Genomic DNA, 17,364 nt, shown 5'->3' with positions numbered 1-17,364 from the left:
CTTCAGCAGTGGTTGTGCGGGTCAGCGCACGGAGCGGATGCGGAAGACCACCACGCCGCCGATCGCCATGATCACGGCGGCAACGGCATAGAGCTCGCTGTACCCCGCGAAGCTCAGCACCAGCCAGCCCAGCAGCGGGGCGATCGGCAGGTGCTGCGCCGAATTGAGGATGCCGAGGTCGCGAGCACGCGTGGTGGGGTTCGGCAGCAGGTCCGTCATCAGCGCCTGGTCGACGGAGAGGAAGATGCCGTATCCGATCCCCAGCAGCACGGCCGCGATGATCGCGCTCGTCCAGGTCGGCGAGAATGCCAGCAGCAGAGCGGATGCTGCCTGCAGGCCAGCCGAGACCGCGACGAGCACGCGTCTGTTGCGGGTCTTATCCGACAGCACGCCGCCGAGCCAGGAGGCGATGCCGCACCCGGCGAGGTAGATGAGGATGAGGATCGTCAGCGCACCATCAGCATCTTCGATCAGCAGCACGTCGGACAGGAAGAACAGCAGATAGGTAGTGCCGACGAGGTTGCCTGCGTTGACCAGCACCCGTGACAGCATTCCCCAGTAGTAGTCCCGGTATGCGCCCGACGTCAGCGGGATTCGAATGACGGCTGGGCGGTCTTCGACCAGCGGAAGCTGCGGCTCCTTCATCAGCAGCAGGAAGGGGAGCGGTGCTGCGAGGGCGAGCACACCGATCAGCAACCAGCTCTGCGCGATGTCGGTGACGAGCATCGTCACGAGCACCATCCCGGCAGCTAGCGCGATGACCTGCGGCACACCGGCCGCCGCCGATGCGCGCCCGCGCTGACGCTGCGGCACCTGATCGGCGATCATCGCCGACAGCGAGACCAGCACCGTCGCTTCGCCGAGCGCGACCACGCCGAGCAGTACCGCCACGACGGGGAACGAGGTCTGCGTGCCGATCACCGCGAACGGCACAGTGGCGACGACGAACCCGCCCAGCGCCCAGGTGCGCCGGCGGCCGAAGCGGGGGTTGGTGCGGTCGCAGAGCGTGCCGATGAGCGGCACGGCGACCAGAATCACCACGGCCATCTCGGCGATGAGGAACGAGCCGACGGCCACCTTCTCGAGTGGCGCGATGACGCTCGACAGCTTCACGACCATGAACTGGCCGGGCAGCATCACCACCAGCCAGAAGCCGAACCACGCCAGGGCGAAGCCGAAGAGCCATGCGACGGAGACCGGATGCTGAGGGGTGGTGTCCTGCTCAGCATCCGCGACGATGCTCATTGTGCGGCTTCTTGCCCGGATGCGGCTTCTTGCCCGAGCGTCGGCGCAGCGGGACGTGCGGCGAGCACCTGCTGCAGCCAGCGGTATGAGGCCTTCGGTGTGCGCACCAGCGAGTCGAAGTCGATGTGCACGAGCCCGAACCGCTGCTGGAATCCCGCCGCCCACTCCCAGTTGTCCATCAACGACCAGACGAAGTAGCCGCGCAGGTCGATGCCTTCGGCCACTCCGCCAGGGGAGGTGGCATCGAGAATCGCCGACAGGTGGTCGTGCACGTACGCGATGCGCTGGGGGTCGTCGACAGAGCCGTCGGCCGCCACCTCGTCGGTGAAGCTCGCCCCGTTCTCGGTGATGTACACGGGCGGCAGGACCTCGCCATAGCGCTCCCGCATCTCGCCCATCGCGGTGGCGAAGTACTCGGGGGCGATCGGCCAGCCGAATGCGGTCTGCGGGTAACCGTCGAGTTCCTTCAGATGGAATGGCAGCGCCGTCATCGCCTCGCTGGTGCCGTCTGGACTCTCGCCATCGCCGGCGCCCGCGCCGATGAGTGAGGGCATGTAGTAGTTCAGGCCGTAGAAGTCGAGCGGCTGGTGGATGGTCGCAAGGTCGGCTTCGTCGACGGCAGAGAAGGCGCCGAACAGGTCGGCGAGCTCGTCTGGCACCTGCGGGTAGTGCCCGAGCAGCACCGGATCGGCGAAGACGCGGTTGTGCACGACGTCGAACAGCGCCGCCATCAGGTGGTCTTCGGGGGCATCCGAGGCGGGGATCACCGGTGTGTGCGTGTTCGTGATGCCGATCCCGCCGCGCACGCCCGCCGCGCGCAGCGCCTGAGTGGCGAGCCCGTGGCCGAGCAGCTGGTGGTGCACGGTGGGCAGGGCATCGAAGAGCAGCGACTGCCCGGGGGCATGCAGGCCGAGCGCATAGCCGTTGAGTGTGACGGTGGCCGGTTCGTTCAAGGTCACCCACTTGTCGATGCGGTCGCCGAAGCGCTCGCCGACAAGGCCGGCGAACTCGCCGAAGCGCTGGGCGGTGTCGCGATCGAGCCAGCCGTGCGTGTACTCGACCGGAAGATCCCAGTGGAACAGCGTCGCCATCGGTGAGATGTTCGCCTCGAGCAGCTCGTCGAGAAGACGATCGTAGAATTCGGCGCCAGCGGCGCTGATCGCTCCCGCGCCGCCCGGTTGCAGGCGCGTCCACGAGAACGAGAACCGGTAGGCATCGAGGCCGAGTTCGCGCATGAGTGCGACATCTTCGCGATAGCGGTGGAAGTGGTCTGCGGTGACAGAGGTGTCGCTGCGGTCGGCGATATTGCCCGGTACGCGAGACCACGCGTCCCAGATGCTGTCTGTCCGGCCGCCCTCATGGGAGCCGCCCTCGATCTGCGCGGCTGCGGTCGCAGCTCCCATTTGGAACCCGGGCGTCAAGCGGGCGGCGAGGGTAAGGGGGTTCGGGGTGCTCGGCATCGTCGCAGCTCTCTTCTCCGGCGTCTTCGCCGGTTCGACCGTGGTCGCCCGCAGGGGGCATGCCCCACCAAGTGGGTCATCTGTCTCAGTTGCTCAAGTATCGTGCCGCGGCGCGAATACTGCAACATGGCGCATAAGCATAGGCTGGGCGCCATGGCCACGATCCGCCCCGGCATCGCCGAACGACTCTCGCAGATGATCCAACTGCCCACCGTGTCGGCCGAGCTCGAGCAGCGCGGACACGAGCCGTTCGCGGCGTTCGAGCGTCTCATTGCCGAGCAGTACCCGCTCGTGCACGCGCACCTGACGCTGGAGCGCCACACCGACTACGGTCTGCTCTTCCACTGGCGGGGTGCGGGCAGCACAGATGACGCACCGGCGGTGCTGATGGCGCACTACGACGTGGTGCCGGTCGACGAATCCGACGGGTGGACGTATCCGCCGTTCGAGGGGCGGATCGCCGATGGACGCGTCTACGGGCGCGGCGCCCTCGATGACAAGGGGCCGCTGATCGTCATTCTCGAAGCTGTCGAGAATCTGCTCGCCGATGGCTTCACCCCTGCACGTGACGTCTATCTCTCCTTCGGCGGCAATGAGGAGACGTTCGGCATGGCTGCCCAGGCGATCAGCGCATCCTTTCAGGAGCGCGGAATCACGCCGTGGATCGTCATCGATGAAGGTGGGGCCGTCGTCGATTCGCCGCTGCCGTTCGTGCCCGGTCGATCGGCAATGGTCGGGGTGGGGGAGAAGGGGGTGCTCAGCATCCGTCTCTCTGCGCGCGGCGACGGAGGTCACGCATCCGCACCGCCCGCGCTCACGACCGTCGGGCGCATCGCGCGCGCCAGCACCCGGCTGACCCCGGGGGCGTTCCGTGCGCGCACGCCCCGTGCAGTGTCGCGGATGCTGTCGCAGCTCGCGAGTCAGACCCCGGGCCCCGCTCGATACCTGCTCCGCGTGCTCGGTGCGGTGCCGTTTCTCACCGCGCGCCTCTTCGCCGCCCTCGGCGGAGAACCCGCTGCCCTCGTGCGCACCACTGTCGCCGTCACGATGCAATCCGGCGGAACGGCGACGAACGTTCTGCCCTCGCAGGCCGCGGCCACCGTCAATCTGCGCATCGCGCTGGGGGAGACCGTTGACCGCACCGTGATGCAGGTCCGCGACCGCATCGCCGACCCGGAGGTGGCGATCGAGGTGCTGGAGGGCAGCGAACCGTCACCGGAATCTTCGACCGGCAACGCGCAGTTCGCGCTCATCGCCGACGCGCTTCGCACCTCGCATCCGGATGCACCGGCCGTGCCCTACGTGATGATGGCCGCCACCGATTCGCGGCACTTCCACCGCTTCTCCCCGGCGGTGTACCGCTTCGCGCCGCTGGAGATGTCCAATGCGCAGCGCGCGTCGATTCACGGCGTCGACGAGAACGTCGAGATCGCAGCTCTGGAGCGCGGCGAGAGGTTCCACCGCGAGCTTCTCCAGCGGCTACAGTGATCACACCCGAGCTTGCCTGGGTCCCTGAGCCCGCCTGGGTCCCTGAGCCTGTCGAAGGGCCCGGGACGACTTCTGAAAGAGAGGCGCGATGACGCGCTCTGTGACGCTCGGCATGCTCGCCTCCGTCGTCGGATTCCTCGCGTTCGTGGAGTTCACCAGCGGTGTGCTGCAGGGCTACTACACGCCGATGCTCACCGATATCGCCCGGCATCTCGGCATCCACGACGCCGACGTCAACTGGCTCGAAGGTACGCAGCTCATGTTGTCGGCGCTCGTCGTGCCGGCGTTCGCGAAGCTGGGCGACATGATCGGGCACAAGCGGATGCTGCTCGTCTCAACAGCGATCACCGCCGTCGCCGCACTCATCCTGCCGTTCACCGATTCGTTCGTCGTGTTTCTCATCGGCTGGGCGCTGATGGGGTTCTATGTGGTGTGGCTGCCGCTGGAGATCGCTCTCATCTGGTCGCGCTCGCGCAAGATGGAGGGGCGTTCGATCCTCACCGCGCGGGCCGCCGGTCTGCTGGTGGCCGCGCTCGAAGCCGGCGCGATCAGCGGCGCGCTCGTCGGCGGTGCGCTCATCGATGTGCTGCCGCTGACGATCGTGCTGCTCATCCCGGGGCTGCTGGTGATCGTGAGCTTCTTCGTCATCCTCTTCGGCGTCAAGGAGTCGCCAGAGACCACGGGCGGCGCACTCGATACCGTCGGCCTCGTGCTCATCTCGATCGCCCTCATCGCGTTCACCGGCGGGCTCAGCCTGCTGCGCCTGCCCGGCGGGCTCACCAGCTTCTGGTCCTGGGGAGTGGTGCTGCTCGGCATCCTGCTGGTCATTCCGTTCGTGCTGTGGGAACTGCGCCACGACGACCCGCTGATCGATGTGCGGATGTTCCGCTCGCCCGCCCTCGGGCCGGTGTTCCTCACCGCGGGGCTCTTCGGCGTCAGCGTGCTCGGTGCGCAGGCGCCGCTGTCGACATTCGCTCGCACCGATCCGGAGGTCTACGGCTACGGCCTCGGCACGACTGGATTCGCGACCTCGCTCATCATCGGCATCTACCTGATCGCGATGATCACGGGCGCACTGCTGTTCTCGCCGATCGCACGGGCCACGACGCCGCGTCTCACGCTGATGGGGGCATCGACCCTCGTCGGCATCGGATTCCTGCTGTTCCTGCCGTTCCATGACAGCTATCTGCAGCTGATCTCGAACATGGTGATCGTCGGGCTCGGTTCCGGTGCGCTGGTGGCGGCGCTGCCTGCGGCCGCAGCATCCGCCGCCCCATCGACGCAGACGGGCGTCGCGACCGGTCTGACGAACTCGGTGAAGACTGTCGGCGGCGCCATCGCCTCGTGCGTATTCGGCATCGCACTGCTCAACGGCGTCGTCGGAACGGCGGGCGGCGTCGAGGGCACCGCGGGGTCATTCACCGGCTACCTGACCGTGTGGATCGTGTGCGGCGCCACGGCGCTCGCCGCCGCGGTGCTGCTCACTTTTGTACCCAAGCAGGCATTCACCGATCGCGTGCTCGACGAAACCCCCGCCGCGATCAACTGACGCGCGCTGCGCCGCGCCCTGCCGCGCCGCTTGACGCCGAGCGCACCGGATGCCGTCGAGTGCACGGCTTATCGACGCCGCGTTCCCGTGGACTCGGCGGGATGCCGTGCACTCGGCGAGCTCACAGATCAGTGCGGCGCGTGATACTCCAGCTCGCCGCGCTTCCAGTAGCCCTTGACCACGGCTTGCGAGACGTCGACACCCCAGCGCGCGAGCAGTGCGCGGCCGGGCTTCACGATCTGCTGCTCGGCGGCGATGAAGCAGAACGGGTCCGGGCCGACAGCATCCGCTTCGCCGAGTCCTTCCAGGAACGCGATCAGCGCCGAGCCGGCCGCGGCTTCACCCCGATGCAGCCATTGCACCGCGACAGGCGCATCGATCTCGACCTCATCGGCCGCCGTGGCGACCTCGATGACGATCCGCGCGGGCACCCCGGCCGGAATCATCGCGGCGAAGCGACGGATGGCAGGAATCGCCGTCTCGTCGCCCACCAGCATCCACGAACCGGGGTCACCCACGATCACGGCTGATCCGCGCGGCCCGCCGACGCCGACGATCGATCCAAGGGGTGCGGATGCTGCCCAGCGCGCGCCTGGGCCATCATCGCCATGCACAGCGAACTCGACATCGAGCCAGTCCTCGCCCCAGGCCAGCGGCGTGTACTCACGGCTCGGCCACGCGCGCATCTCTTCGACCGAGGCCGGAGCCGCATCGCCCTCGGGAAAGAACAGGCGCATGTGGTCGTCGGAGCCCAGCGAGTCGAAGCCGGCGAGATCTGCACCGCTGAGCCGCACCCGCACGTAGGCAGGCGCGAGCCACTCCCTGGCGCTCAACCGCACCGACCGAAAGCGCAGATCGAGGCTGCGACGCTCCATGACGAAACCCGATTTCACATTGCTCATGAAGTAAGGCTAACCTAATTTCGGTCGAGGATAGGTCGCCCTAACTCGGCCTCACTCGGCGCATTCGCGCATCTCCGAACAGAACGGGAGTTCCCCCCTATGTCCGTGCCCCGCATCCTCGCCGGGACCAGCCTTGGTCTTGTTTCTCTCCTGGCGCTTGCCGGCTGCGCCGGCTCGGCCGCGGCCGAACCCGAGCAGGGCGTCGCCCCGGCCACCAGCACCGTGACGATCGAGGACAACAACGGCACGCACGAGATCGCGACTCCGCCAGCATCCGTCGTCGCCACCGACAACCGCACCTTCCAGACGCTCTCCGACTGGGGGATCGAACTCAGCGCAGCGGCTGTCTCACTGATGCCAGCAACAGTGAACTACGTGAATGACAAGGGCCTCATCGACCTCGGCTCGCATCGCGAACCCGACCTCGAAGCGGTTGTCGCTGCAGATCCCGACCTGATCATCAACGGCCAGCGGTTCACGCAATACCACGAGGACTTCACGAAGCTTGTTCCCGACGCGACCGTGCTCGCCCTGGACCCTCGCGAAGGTGAGCCGCTCGACCAGGAACTCAAGCGCCAGGTCACCGTTCTCGGTGAGATCTTCGGCAAGCAGACCGAGGCGAAGCAGCTGGCCTCCGACTTCGACGCCGCCGTCGAGCGTGCGAAGAAGTCGTATCGCGATGCGGACACAGTGATGGCTGTGACCACGTCTGGGGGTCAGATCGGCTATGTCGCGCCGGGTGTCGGCCGTGCGCTCGGCCCGATCTTCGACCTGCTGGGGCTCGCTCCGGCGCTAGAAGTCGAGGGCGCGACCGATGACCACCAGGGCGATGACATCTCGGTCGAGGCGATCGCCACGTCGAACCCGAGCTGGATCCTCGTCATGGACCGCGACGCCGTCTTCGCCGCAGACGATCCCACTTATGTGCAGGCCGCCGAGATCCTCGAGGGCTCAGAAGCGCTGGCATCAGTCACCGCCGTCAAGAACAACCAGATCGTGTACATGCCCACCGACACCTACCTGAACGAGGGCATCCAGACGTACACGACCTTCCTGAACGACTTCGCCGACGCGCTCGAGGAGTCGACGGAGAACGCCGCGAAGAACTGATGCGCCCCGGCGGCAGCATCCCGCACCGGATGCTGCCGCCGCCCGCACTGTCATGACAGCCACACTGACTGCCACGCCGCCCCGCGCCACCGCCGGGCGGCTCTTCGACGTCAAGCTGCTGATCGGCATCCTTGTCGTCGCGGCCCTGCTCGTCGCCTCGCTGTTCACCGGGGTCTACGACATCGCCGGTGCCCCGGACGGCGCCGAGATGTTCCAGATCACTCGGGTTCCGCGCACCGTCGCCCTCGTGCTCGCGGGTGCCGCCATGGCGATGGCGGGCCTGGTGATGCAGCTGCTCACCCAGAACCGATTCGTCGAACCGACGACGACGGGCACCACCGAATGGGCGGGCCTCGGCATGCTAGCGGTGATGATCCTGGTGCCGCACCCATCGATCCCGATGCGCATGACCGGCGCGGTCGTCGCCGCGTTCATCGGCACGATGGTGTTCTTCCTCTTTCTGCGCCGTGTCTCACTTCGCTCCTCGCTCATCGTGCCGATCGTGGGCATCATGCTGGGCGCAGTGGTGGGCGCGATCTCCACCTACGTCGCCCTTTCGACCGATACGTTGCAGAGCCTGGGAGTCTGGTTCGCGGGCAGCTTCACGTCGGTGCTGCGCGGCCAGTACGAGATGTTGTGGATCGTCGCCATCGTGGGGGTGATCGTCTTCATCGTCGCCGATCGGCTCACCGTCGCCGGCCTCGGAGAGGAGATCGCCACCAACGTCGGTCTGAACTACAACCGGGTGATCCTGCTCGGCACCGTGCTCATCGCCGTGGTCACAGGCGTGGTCACCGTGATCGTCGGAAATCTGCCATTCCTCGGACTCATCGTGCCCAACATCGTCTCGATGGTGCGCGGCGATGACCTGCGCAGCAACCTGCCGTGGGTGTGCCTGCTCGGCATCGCGATCGTCACGGTCTGCGACCTCATCGGGCGCACCATCATCATGCCGTTCGAGGTGCCCGTCTCGCTGATTCTGGGTGTCGTCGGCGCGGTGGTCTTCGTGCTCCTCCTGCTGAAGCAGCGTCGTCGTGGTTAGGGCGGTGGCGGATGTTTAGAAGAGAGCGGATGCCGGTGGTCGAGCGAGTCAGCGTCGTCAAGCGGATGGCCGGTGCGGGGAGGATGCCGCGCGGCGAGCCGACGCGGCGCGGCGCATCGCGCAGCGGTGGAGCATTCTCGTCCCCCGCGCAGCGCCGCCGCTACGTGATCGTGCTCACCGTGCTGATTCTGCTCTCGGTGAGCTTCGGCGTCGGCCTGCTGGCTTGGGGCAACCCGATGCCGTTCGGCACCGATGGGTTCTGGCGCATCGCCGAACTGCGCTTCACGAACGTGACGGTGATGCTGATCGTCGCCCTCTGTCAGGCCGTCGCGACAGTCAGCTTTCAGACGGTGACGACCAACCGCATCATCACCCCGTCGATCATGGGCTTCGAGTCGCTGTACCGCGCGGTGCAGACCTCTTCGGTGTACCTGTTCGGCATCGCCGGACTGGTCGCCTTCCAAGGGCTGTGGCAGTTCGGGCTGCAGATCGCGATCATGGTCGCCCTTGCGATGCTGCTGTACGGCTGGCTGCTGACCGGACGCTACGCCAACCTGCAGGTCATGCTGCTGATCGGCATCATCATCGGCGGCGGACTCGGTGCGATCGCCACTTTCATGCAGCGACTGCTCACCCCGAGCGAGTTCGATGTGCTCGCGGCGCGACTGTTCGGCAACATCTCCAACGCCGACGCCCAGTACCTTCCGCTGGCGATACCGCTGTGCCTGGTGGCATCCGCTCTGCTGTGGATGCGTGCCAGGCGGCTCAATGTCATGGCATTCGGCGCCGATACCGCGAACTCATTGGGAGTCAACCACCGGCGTGAGCTGATGATCGTGCTGTTCCTGGTCGCGGTGCTGATGGCCACGTCGACGGCTCTCGTCGGGCCGATGACGTTCCTCGGCTTCCTCGTCGCGACGCTGGCCTATCAATTCGCCGACTCGCACGATCACCGGCTTGTGCTGCCCGTCGCCGTGCTCACCGCGTTCACCATCATCGCGGGCGCCTACTTCGTGATGCGCAACTTCTTCTACGCCGAGGGCGTCGTCTCGATCATCATCGAACTGGTCGGCGGCGTCGTCTTTCTTTTCGTCATCCTCAGAAAGGGGCGGCTGTGATCACCATCGAAGGGGTTCGCCGCGAGTACAGCAGCGAGGTCGCGATCGGGCCAGTCGACCTGATCATTCCCGCTGGCGGGATCACGGCGTTGATCGGACCGAACGGCGCCGGCAAATCGACGCTGCTGACCATGGTCGGTCGGTTGATGGGGATGGATGCCGGAGCGATCGAGATCGCCGGCTACGACGTCGCCAAGACGAAATCGGCAGATCTGGCGAAGATCGTCTCGGTGCTGAGGCAGGAGAACCACTTCATCACCCGGCTCACCGTGCGCCAGTTGGTCGGGTTCGGGCGGTTCCCGCACACAAAAGGGCGCCTGAACCGGGCGGATGAGGAGGTCATCAGCCGCGCGATCGACTTTCTCGACCTGGGGGCGCTGGAAGGCCGCTACCTCGACGAGCTCTCGGGTGGTCAGCGCCAGCGCGCCTATGTCGCGATGGTGCTCGCCCAGGACACCGAGGTGGTGCTGCTGGATGAGCCGCTGAACAACCTCGACATGAAGCACGCGGTGACGATGATGGCGCAGCTGCGCCGCGCCGCTGATGAACTGGGCCGCACCATCGTCATCGTGCTGCACGACATCAACTTCGCCGGGCACTACGCCGACCGCATCTGCGCGATGAAAGACGGCCGCGTCGTCGAGTTCGGTTCGCCCGAGGAGATCATGACGGATGCTGTGCTCACCCGCATCTTCGAGACGCCGGTGCAGGTGATCGCGGGCCCGCATGGCCCTCTCGCCGTCTACTACTGAGCGGGCGGTTGGCCCCTGACGGTCTACCGACGGCGATGATCTTCCGGCGCCATTCGTGCGCCGCGCCGCGGTTCGCGTGCACCCGAGGCGAAGATCAGGCGGATGATGCGCTGTCGGTGACCGGACCACGGGGCGAGCAGCTCGAGCATCCCGTCGTCATCGGTGCGGCTGCCGGTCAACGCGAAGCCGACCTCATGGGCGAGATGGTAGTCGCCGACGCTGACGGCATCCGGGTCGCCGAGCGCGCGCATGCGCGTCTCGGCCGACGTCCACACGCCGATTCCGGGCAGGCTGGTCAGTACCCGGTCGCGGCTCTCGCCATCGGATGCTGCCGAGCGCAGTGCCCGTTCGATACTCGCTCCGCGCATCGCGGCCCGAACGAGAGTGCGCGATTGCGGAGGTTCGACACCGGCCCGATGCCACGCCCAGGACGGTATTGTGCGCCACGTCTCATGCGGGGGCGCCGCGAACATCGGCCTCGGGGTGGGGCCGGGCGCGCGCTCGCCGTAGCGGGTGACGAGGTAGCGCCAGGCGCCGAACGCCTGCATGCCGGTGACCTTCTGCTCGAGGATCGCGCATGCCAGGGCGTTGAAGATGCGATCGGTGCGCGTCATCCGGATGCCGGGGTGTCGTCGCGCCACCTCCGCGAGTTGCGGATGCTGCGACACGTCGAAGCCATCCGTGTCATCATCCGCACCGCAGAGCCGCGGCACGCTGTCGAGCGCATCGCCAGCACCAGGACCCCAGGCGATCGCGAGGATGCCGTCCGCATCGGCGCGCAGGCAGAGCGTGGCGAGACCCGCATCCGTCCGCATCGCCAGCCACAGTCGGGAGCCGTCGATGACCATCGTCGGATCGGTGTGACCGCGGCGCAGCATGCCGACCGTCCGCATGAGGTCGACGGGATGCGCGGGGCGATATCGGCTCTCCTGCGGTGCGCCGTCGGCGGTGCTCTCCCGCTGCGCAGCATCCGCCATTACGACCATGCGATCACCCTACGCGTGGCCGCCGACAATCTCTGCCAGGGTCGACCGCCGGATCAGAAGCGGTCGGGCGAGGGGGTGCCGTGGCCGTAGCGGATGGCGACATCGGCATGACGATCGAAGCGGTAGCCGACGCCGCGCACCGTGCGGACGATGTCCTCATAGCGACCGAGTTTGGCGCGCAGACGACGCACGTGCACATCGATCGTGCGCTCACCGGGAGCCTCTTCGTCAGACGATGCCTGCCACAGCGCCGAGACAAGCTCGCTGCGCTCGATCGTGCGGCCTTCGCGCAGCACCAGGTACTGGAGCAGCTCGAACTCCTTGTAGGTGAAGGCGGCGGACTCGCCGTCGAGTAGCACCCGCTTGCGGGAGATGTCGACGACGACGCCGGATTCCTCGTCCTTCTCGTTGTCAGCGGATGCCGTGGCGCGGGCGATCGCCCCGGGCTCATGCAGCGCGAGACGCACGACATCGAGGTCGCGGCCACCGGATGCCTGCGGCGCGAGCGCCACTGTGGCGTGAGTCTCGGCGCCGGGGGCGAGTTCGGCGATCGTGCGGCGCAGAGCGTCGACGAGAAGGGGCAGGCTCACACCGGCTTCAGCGGCCTTGATCTCGTCGAGACCGACGTAGAGGGCGAAGCCGCGGGGGGAGCGGACGGAGGGAAGATCGGCGGCGGCGTCCTGGCGTGAGATGACGCGAACAGGGGCGGTGACCGGACGTTCGAGGAGTGCGGTATTCGACATGATGATGAATTCCTTTGAGGATGCGTGAGCCGAATGAGCTCAGAGTGCAAAGCGCGATTGACCGGCGGAGCCGGAAAAATGGAGCACGCGGGTGTGGTGCTCAGGACTCAGACTCCGCAGATAGCGGAAAGACGAGTCAAAGAGGGCTGTTGCGCCTTAGCAACACATTCGGCAACACATGCCAACGCTGCCGGCCATCATCATGCCGGCACTCCCGTTCGCCTCCTGGGCGGACAAAGGGTGTGCGTTGGTGGTCATGGGGGGATTATGACGGAAAATATCGCCCGGTGTCAAAACGTGTCGATCCGGCGTCTGTCACACGACGTAACCTGGGCGTGTGACATCTCCTGCTGAATCCGCTGATTTCGTGCTAACTGATGAGAAGGATGCCGCGCGCTACACACTCACGCGCGACGGCGTACTGGTGAGCGTGCTCGACTACCGCGACGATGGCCGCACGGTGGCATTGACCCGTGCTTTCACCATCCCGACTTTCCGCGGTCATGGGTATGCGGCGATGGTCGTCGAGGGTGCGGTCGCCGAGATCGAGGCTATGGGCGGTCGCCTGGTGGATCCGGTCTGCTGGTACGTCGCGGAATGGTTCGACGCCCACCCCGAGAAGCAGGGCCTGCTGCGCGTGAGGTGAGGGCCGCCGCTGTCGCAGCGGGTGGATGGACCCTGCCCGACAGCAGGGTTCGCGGCACGCCTGGGCACCAATGTCGGAGGCTCTCCGTACGTTGAGAGTATGCGAATCCTGCACACCTCCGACTGGCACATCGGCCGCACTTTCCACGGGCACTCCACGCTCGCGGCGCTGGCCGAGGTGCTCGACGCGCTCGTCGCACAGGTGCGCGAGCACGGCGTCGATGTCGTGATCATCGCGGGTGACGTGTTCGACTCCGCGACACCGGCCGCTTCGGCCTACACGCTGCTCGACGATGCTTTGGTCGCCCTGCATGAAACCGGCGCGACGGTCATCATGACCAGCGGCAACCACGATTCCGCCGCGCGGCTCGGCTTCCATTCGCGGCTGCTGCGCGACGGCATCCACGTGCTCACCGATCCGCTCGCGATCGCGACACCGGTCACGGTGCACGATGCGCACGGCCCGGTGCAGTTCTTCGGCATTCCGTACCTCGAGCCGGCCATCGTTCGCCAGCACTGGTCAGAACGCGGCGACGCGGATGCTGAGGTCGCGCCACCGCCGCTGCGCACACAGGCGCAGGTGATGCACCACGCGATGGCGCTGGTGCGCGAGGGCATGGCCGCGAACACCGGGCGCTCGGTGGCGATCGCGCACTGCTTCGCAGCCGGTGTCGATGTCACCGTGGGGCTGGAGCGCGAAGTGCGCCAGGGCGGGCTCGACATGGTGCCGCTGACATCATTCGACGGCCCTGACTATGTGGCACTCGGGCATATCCACGGTCGCCAGCAGCTGAGCAATCGGGTGCGCTACTCGGGCGCTCCGCTGCACTACAGCTTCGGTGAGCAGCACAAAGAACGCGGCTCCTGGCTGGTCGACCTCGACGCCGATGGCGTGGCATCCGTGGCGTGGCTCGCGCTGCCCGTGCCGCGCGCACTGGTGACCCTGACCGGGACGCTCGATGAGATCCTCGCCGACGACAATGTGGCCCAGCACCTCGACGATTGGGTGTGCGCGGTCTACACCGATGCGGTGCCGCAGCATGAGCCGATGCGGCGGCTGCGCGAGCGGTTTCCGTTCTGTGCGCTGGTGCAGCACCAGCCCGAGGGGGCGGATGCCGTCGACGACCGCTCTTATTCGCAGCGCCTGCGCACCGCCGTCACCGACGTCGAGCGCATCGAGGCTTTTCTCGAGCATGTGCGAGCCGGGCAGGGGGCCAGTGAGCGTGAGGCCGAGCTGATCCGTGAGGTGCTCGACGATCGGGTGCGTGCCGAGGCGCTCGTCTGATGCATCTGCACCGGCTGGAGGTCGAGGGATTCGGGCCGTTTCGTGCGCGTCAGAGCGTCGATTTCGATGCCTTCGCCGATGACGGCATCTTTCTGATCGCCGGCCGCACCGGAGCAGGCAAATCCAGCATCCTCGACGCGATCTGCTTCGGTCTCTACGGTGGCGTTCCGCGCTATGACGGGGGCGAGAAGCGGCTGCGCAGCGATCATTGCGAACCCGAGGATCAGACCGCCGTCGTCGTCGAGTTCAGCACGGTGGCGGGGCACTTCCGAGTGACGCGTTCACCGGCATACGACCGTCCGGCCAAGCGCGGCGGCGGCATGACGACCCAGGCGCCATCGGCGCTGCTCGAGGAGCTGACCGACGACGGATGGGTCGGGCGCGCAGCGCGCGTGGTCGATGTCGCGAACGCCCTCGATGAGATTCTGCAGCTCAGCCAGGAGCAGTTTCTGCAGGTGATCCTGCTGGCGCAGAACCGGTTCGCCGACTTTCTTCTCGCCGACAGCAAAGAGCGCCAGGCACTGCTGCGGCGACTGTTCGGCACGGGGCGGTTCTCTGATTATCAGGCGCGGTTCGAAGAGCGCCGCCGCACTGCTGAGCAGGCGCTGAGCGGCCGTCGCGCGGCCGTCGACGCGCGACTCGATGAGGCCGAGCGGGTCGTCGCCGAAGCAGACCTCGGCGGTGAGCACGCTGTCGATGCGCCGCTGACTTCGACCGATGAGCGTCTCGCCCAGTTGCACCACGCGATCGCGCGGGCCGACTATCAGGTCGAGCGGCTGGGCACCGAGCGTGCGACTGCCGAGAAGATGCTCTCCGCGGCAGACTCGGCGCTCGTCGAAAGGAAAGAGCAGCGGCAGGCGCAAGACGACCGAGACCGGGCACGCATCGCGCTCGCAGCCTTGGAGGCGCAGGCGTCCGAGATCGCAGAAGCTGCGCGGCAGCGTGATCGCGCTCGTGCTGCCGAAGGACTGCGGGGCATTCTCGCCGCCGCAGTGAAGGCGGCATCCGCGCTGGCGAGCGCGGACGCCGCGCGGCAGGACGCTGTGCACACGGCCGCCGAACGGGGCGTGCCGTTGTCGGATTCGTCCGGTGACGCCGACGGGGCCAGCACTGGTCACGACGCTGCCGACGCCGAGCACCTGCGGAAGTGGGCGTCCCTGCGCACGCAGGAGGTCGGGGCCTGGCAGCGGGCTGCCGAACTCGAAGCTCAGACAGCCGATCGCACGGCCGACCTGGCCGAGGCCACGGCAGCTGTTGCGACAGCATCCGCGGCACTGAACGAGGTCGATGCCGAGCGTGCGAGCCTCCCGGAACAACTGGCCACGCTCGCCGCAGAACGCGACGTCGCTCGCCGGTCCGGCGACCGCGCAGACGACCTGGCTCGGCAATCCGAGCAGGCAGCACAACGCCATGCGGGGGCCGTGGATGCTGCGCGGCTGGCATCCGAACTGTCTGCCGCGCGCGTCGTCGAAGCCGATGCATCCGCAGCACACGCGAACGCGCAAGCGCAGCTCGCCGAGCTGCGTAAACGGCGTCTCGACGGCTATGCAGGCGAACTGGCTGCCGCTCTCACCGTCGGCGCACCGTGTGCGGTCTGCGGTGCGGTAGAGCATCCCTCGCCCGCAGCACACGCTGACCCGGTGTCGGCGGATGACGTCTCGGCCGCTGAGTCCGTGCGAGATGCCGCAGCGCGAGCCGAGCGCGACGCCACGCAGCACCTGGGCACGTTGACCGCCGATCATGCCGTCGCCGCCGAGCGCGCGGGCGGACGCACGGTCGAACAGGCCGCCACCGAAGAAGATGCTGCCCGAGCCGCCCACGCGGCAGCCATCAGTGACGCGAAGGTGGCGGACGCGCTCGCCGATGAGGTCTCGAAGATCGAGCAGCGGATCGGTGATCTCGATGCGCGTCACTCGGCAGCATCCGAGGCGCTCGGTGCCGCGCGCACGGCGCTCTCGCTGGTCGAGCAACGAACGAGCGAAGCCGAACGACTGATCACCGACGCGCGCGGTGCACACGCGTCCGTGGCAGACAGAGTGTCCGAGACGCAGGCGCTGATCGCCGTGGCATCTGTGGCCGCCGACGCCATCGACGAACACGCGACGCGAACGGTCGCGGCCGCAGAAGCAGCAGCCGAGCGTGACGACGCGATCGTGCTGTCGGTGTTCGATAGCGCGGCCGAAGCCGAGTCGGCCATGCTGCCGGCTGCAGAGATCGACGGTCTCGATCAGCGCGTGACAGAGCACTCTGCAGAGCGCAAGAAGGAGCGCGCCCTGCTCCTCGACCTCGAAATGCGGGCCCTGCCCGATGAGCGCATCGATCTCGCACCCGCACACGAGGCCGCTGCGCAGGCGCGGGTCTCGTGGCTGGCTGCCGTCGACGCCGACAGTCGTGCCCGCGGCATCCAGACCAGCCTCAGCGCCATCGTTGCGGCGGCGGGAGCCGAGCATGCGTCGTCGGCGGCGGATGCTGAGGAGTTCGAGGTGCTGCGCGGCCTCGCCGACGCGCTCGCCGGACGGGCGGGCAACACCCGCAAGATGAATCTTGAGACGTTCGTGCTCGCTGCTGAACTGGAGGAGATCGTCGCTTCGGCGAACCTCCGCCTGCATGACATGTCCGACGGCCGCTACCAGCTGCGCCACTCCGACGCGCTGGCCGCACGAGGGGCAGCATCCGGCCTCGGCATCGTCGTCTTCGATGCGTTCACCGGACACACCAGGCCAGCGAAATCACTGTCCGGCGGGGAGACCTTTTTGTCGTCGCTCGCCCTTGCGCTCGGGCTCGCCGAGGTAGTCACAGCGCGCGCGGGCGGCATCCGCCTCGACACGCTATTCATCGACGAGGGCTTCGGCTCGCTCGATGCCGACACGCTCGACACCGCCATGCGCACTCTCGACGAACTGCGCCAGGGCGGTCGCACTGTCGGCGTGATCAGCCACGTCGAGGCGATGCAGGAGCAGATTCCGGCGCAGCTGACCGTGCGCGCACTGCCCGACGGCCCCAGCATGATCGACGCGCCGCGATCAGCGGGCTGAGACC

The 17,364-nt window shown here is 67.3% G+C and carries 14 protein-coding genes; 9 read left to right on the top strand and 5 right to left on the bottom strand.

Annotated features, from left to right (window positions below):
* Positions 1-21 precede the first annotated feature (21 nt).
* Positions 22-1,245 (bottom strand): MFS transporter, encoded by a 1,224-nt coding sequence (locus FM104_RS12050; RefSeq protein ID WP_087132488.1) that lies wholly within the window; start codon positions 1,243-1,245, stop codon positions 22-24.
* A complete protein-coding gene (locus FM104_RS12045; protein WP_087132487.1) occupies positions 1,242-2,705 on the bottom strand; it encodes a GH1 family beta-glucosidase in 1,464 nt (487 codons plus the stop codon). Before FM104_RS12045 ends, FM104_RS12050 begins: the two co-directional genes overlap by 4 nt.
* 153 nt (positions 2,706-2,858) lie before the next feature.
* On the opposite strand from FM104_RS12045, the gene FM104_RS12040 reads away from it, so the two are divergent.
* Complete coding sequence (locus FM104_RS12040; protein WP_256971640.1) at positions 2,859-4,193, top strand: M20/M25/M40 family metallo-hydrolase; 1,335 nt, start codon at positions 2,859-2,861, stop codon at positions 4,191-4,193.
* A gap of 88 nt (positions 4,194-4,281) precedes the next feature.
* Positions 4,282-5,742, top strand: coding sequence for an MFS transporter (locus FM104_RS12035; protein WP_087132485.1), 1,461 nt, complete (start codon positions 4,282-4,284; stop codon positions 5,740-5,742).
* 128 nt (positions 5,743-5,870) lie between these two features.
* Here the strand turns inward: FM104_RS12035 and FM104_RS12030 are convergent, their stop codons facing one another.
* The gene (locus tag FM104_RS12030) at positions 5,871-6,644 is read right to left on the bottom strand and encodes a siderophore-interacting protein (RefSeq protein WP_087132484.1); all 774 of its coding nucleotides are present in this window, start codon (positions 6,642-6,644) and stop codon (positions 5,871-5,873) included.
* A 99-nt stretch (positions 6,645-6,743) separates the two neighbouring features.
* Between FM104_RS12030 and FM104_RS12025 the strand changes: the two genes are divergently transcribed.
* From FM104_RS12025 to FM104_RS12010, 4 genes are all read left to right on the top strand, one after another.
* The gene (locus tag FM104_RS12025) at positions 6,744-7,754 is read left to right on the top strand and encodes a siderophore ABC transporter substrate-binding protein (protein WP_087132483.1); all 1,011 of its coding nucleotides are present in this window, start codon (positions 6,744-6,746) and stop codon (positions 7,752-7,754) included.
* Positions 7,755-7,806: 52 nt separating this feature from the next.
* Positions 7,807-8,796, top strand: coding sequence for an ABC transporter permease (locus FM104_RS12020; RefSeq protein WP_087132482.1), 990 nt, complete (start codon positions 7,807-7,809; stop codon positions 8,794-8,796).
* Positions 8,797-8,879: 83 nt separating this feature from the next.
* Positions 8,880-9,914, top strand: coding sequence for an iron chelate uptake ABC transporter family permease subunit (locus FM104_RS12015; RefSeq protein ID WP_256971646.1), 1,035 nt, complete (start codon positions 8,880-8,882; stop codon positions 9,912-9,914).
* A complete protein-coding gene (locus tag FM104_RS12010; protein WP_087132480.1) occupies positions 9,911-10,666 on the top strand; it encodes an iron ABC transporter ATP-binding protein in 756 nt (251 codons plus the stop codon). Before FM104_RS12015 ends, FM104_RS12010 begins: the two co-directional genes overlap by 4 nt.
* A gap of 23 nt (positions 10,667-10,689) precedes the next feature.
* Here FM104_RS12010 and FM104_RS12005 read toward each other — a convergent pair whose 3' ends face one another.
* Together FM104_RS12005 and FM104_RS12000 are read right to left on the bottom strand one after the other, a co-directional pair.
* Positions 10,690-11,643 carry a DNA-3-methyladenine glycosylase family protein gene (locus tag FM104_RS12005; protein ID WP_087132479.1) on the bottom strand — a complete coding sequence of 318 codons (954 nt, stop codon included), beginning with the start codon at positions 11,641-11,643 and terminating at the stop codon, positions 10,690-10,692.
* 62 nt (positions 11,644-11,705) lie between these two features.
* A complete protein-coding gene (locus tag FM104_RS12000) occupies positions 11,706-12,395 on the bottom strand; it encodes a winged helix-turn-helix domain-containing protein (protein WP_087132478.1) in 690 nt (229 codons plus the stop codon).
* Between the two features lie 337 nt (positions 12,396-12,732).
* On the opposite strand from FM104_RS12000, the gene FM104_RS11995 reads away from it, so the two are divergent.
* The 3 genes from FM104_RS11995 to FM104_RS11985 all read left to right on the top strand — a co-directional run bounded on the left by FM104_RS11995 (position 12,733) and on the right by FM104_RS11985 (position 17,360).
* Positions 12,733-13,041: a GNAT family N-acetyltransferase gene (locus tag FM104_RS11995; protein WP_087132477.1), complete on the top strand. Its 309-nt coding sequence runs from the start codon at positions 12,733-12,735 to the stop codon at positions 13,039-13,041.
* Between the two features lie 99 nt (positions 13,042-13,140).
* Positions 13,141-14,325 (top strand): exonuclease SbcCD subunit D, encoded by a 1,185-nt coding sequence (locus FM104_RS11990; protein ID WP_087132476.1) that lies wholly within the window; start codon positions 13,141-13,143, stop codon positions 14,323-14,325.
* Complete coding sequence (locus tag FM104_RS11985; protein ID WP_087132475.1) at positions 14,325-17,360, top strand: AAA family ATPase; 3,036 nt, start codon at positions 14,325-14,327, stop codon at positions 17,358-17,360. Before FM104_RS11990 ends, FM104_RS11985 begins: the two co-directional genes overlap by 1 nt.
* Positions 17,361-17,364: the final 4 nt, after the last annotated feature.

The sequence above is a fragment of the Microbacterium esteraromaticum genome (assembly GCF_900163815.1).
In the GTDB taxonomy this organism is placed as follows: Bacteria; Actinomycetota; Actinomycetes; order Actinomycetales; family Microbacteriaceae; genus Microbacterium; species Microbacterium esteraromaticum_B.
The sequence above is the reverse complement of the archived record's forward strand: the minus strand, read 5'-3'. Positions and strand labels throughout refer to the sequence as shown.

Bases quoted from the DNA above. Each gene is read 5' to 3' on its own strand.
- FM104_RS12045 (WP_087132487.1), bottom strand. From the start codon at position 2,705: ATGCCGAGCACCCCGAACCCCCTTACCCTCGCCGCCCGCTTGACGCCC.
- FM104_RS12030 (WP_087132484.1), bottom strand. From the start codon at position 6,644: ATGAGCAATGTGAAATCGGGTTTCGTCATGGAGCGTCGCAGCCTCGAT.
- FM104_RS11990 (WP_087132476.1), top strand. From the start codon at position 13,141: ATGCGAATCCTGCACACCTCCGACTGGCACATCGGCCGCACTTTCCAC.
- FM104_RS11985 (WP_087132475.1), top strand. From the start codon at position 14,325: ATGCATCTGCACCGGCTGGAGGTCGAGGGATTCGGGCCGTTTCGTGCG.
- FM104_RS12050 (WP_087132488.1), bottom strand. From the start codon at position 1,245: ATGAGCATCGTCGCGGATGCTGAGCAGGACACCACCCCTCAGCATCCG.
- FM104_RS12020 (WP_087132482.1), top strand. From the start codon at position 7,807: ATGACAGCCACACTGACTGCCACGCCGCCCCGCGCCACCGCCGGGCGG.
- FM104_RS12000 (WP_087132478.1), bottom strand. From the start codon at position 12,395: ATGTCGAATACCGCACTCCTCGAACGTCCGGTCACCGCCCCTGTTCGC.
- FM104_RS12015 (WP_256971646.1), top strand. From the start codon at position 8,880: ATGCCGCGCGGCGAGCCGACGCGGCGCGGCGCATCGCGCAGCGGTGGA.
- FM104_RS12005 (WP_087132479.1), bottom strand. From the start codon at position 11,643: ATGGCGGATGCTGCGCAGCGGGAGAGCACCGCCGACGGCGCACCGCAG.
- FM104_RS12025 (WP_087132483.1), top strand. From the start codon at position 6,744: ATGTCCGTGCCCCGCATCCTCGCCGGGACCAGCCTTGGTCTTGTTTCT.
- FM104_RS12035 (WP_087132485.1), top strand. From the start codon at position 4,282: ATGACGCGCTCTGTGACGCTCGGCATGCTCGCCTCCGTCGTCGGATTC.
- FM104_RS12040 (WP_256971640.1), top strand. From the start codon at position 2,859: ATGGCCACGATCCGCCCCGGCATCGCCGAACGACTCTCGCAGATGATC.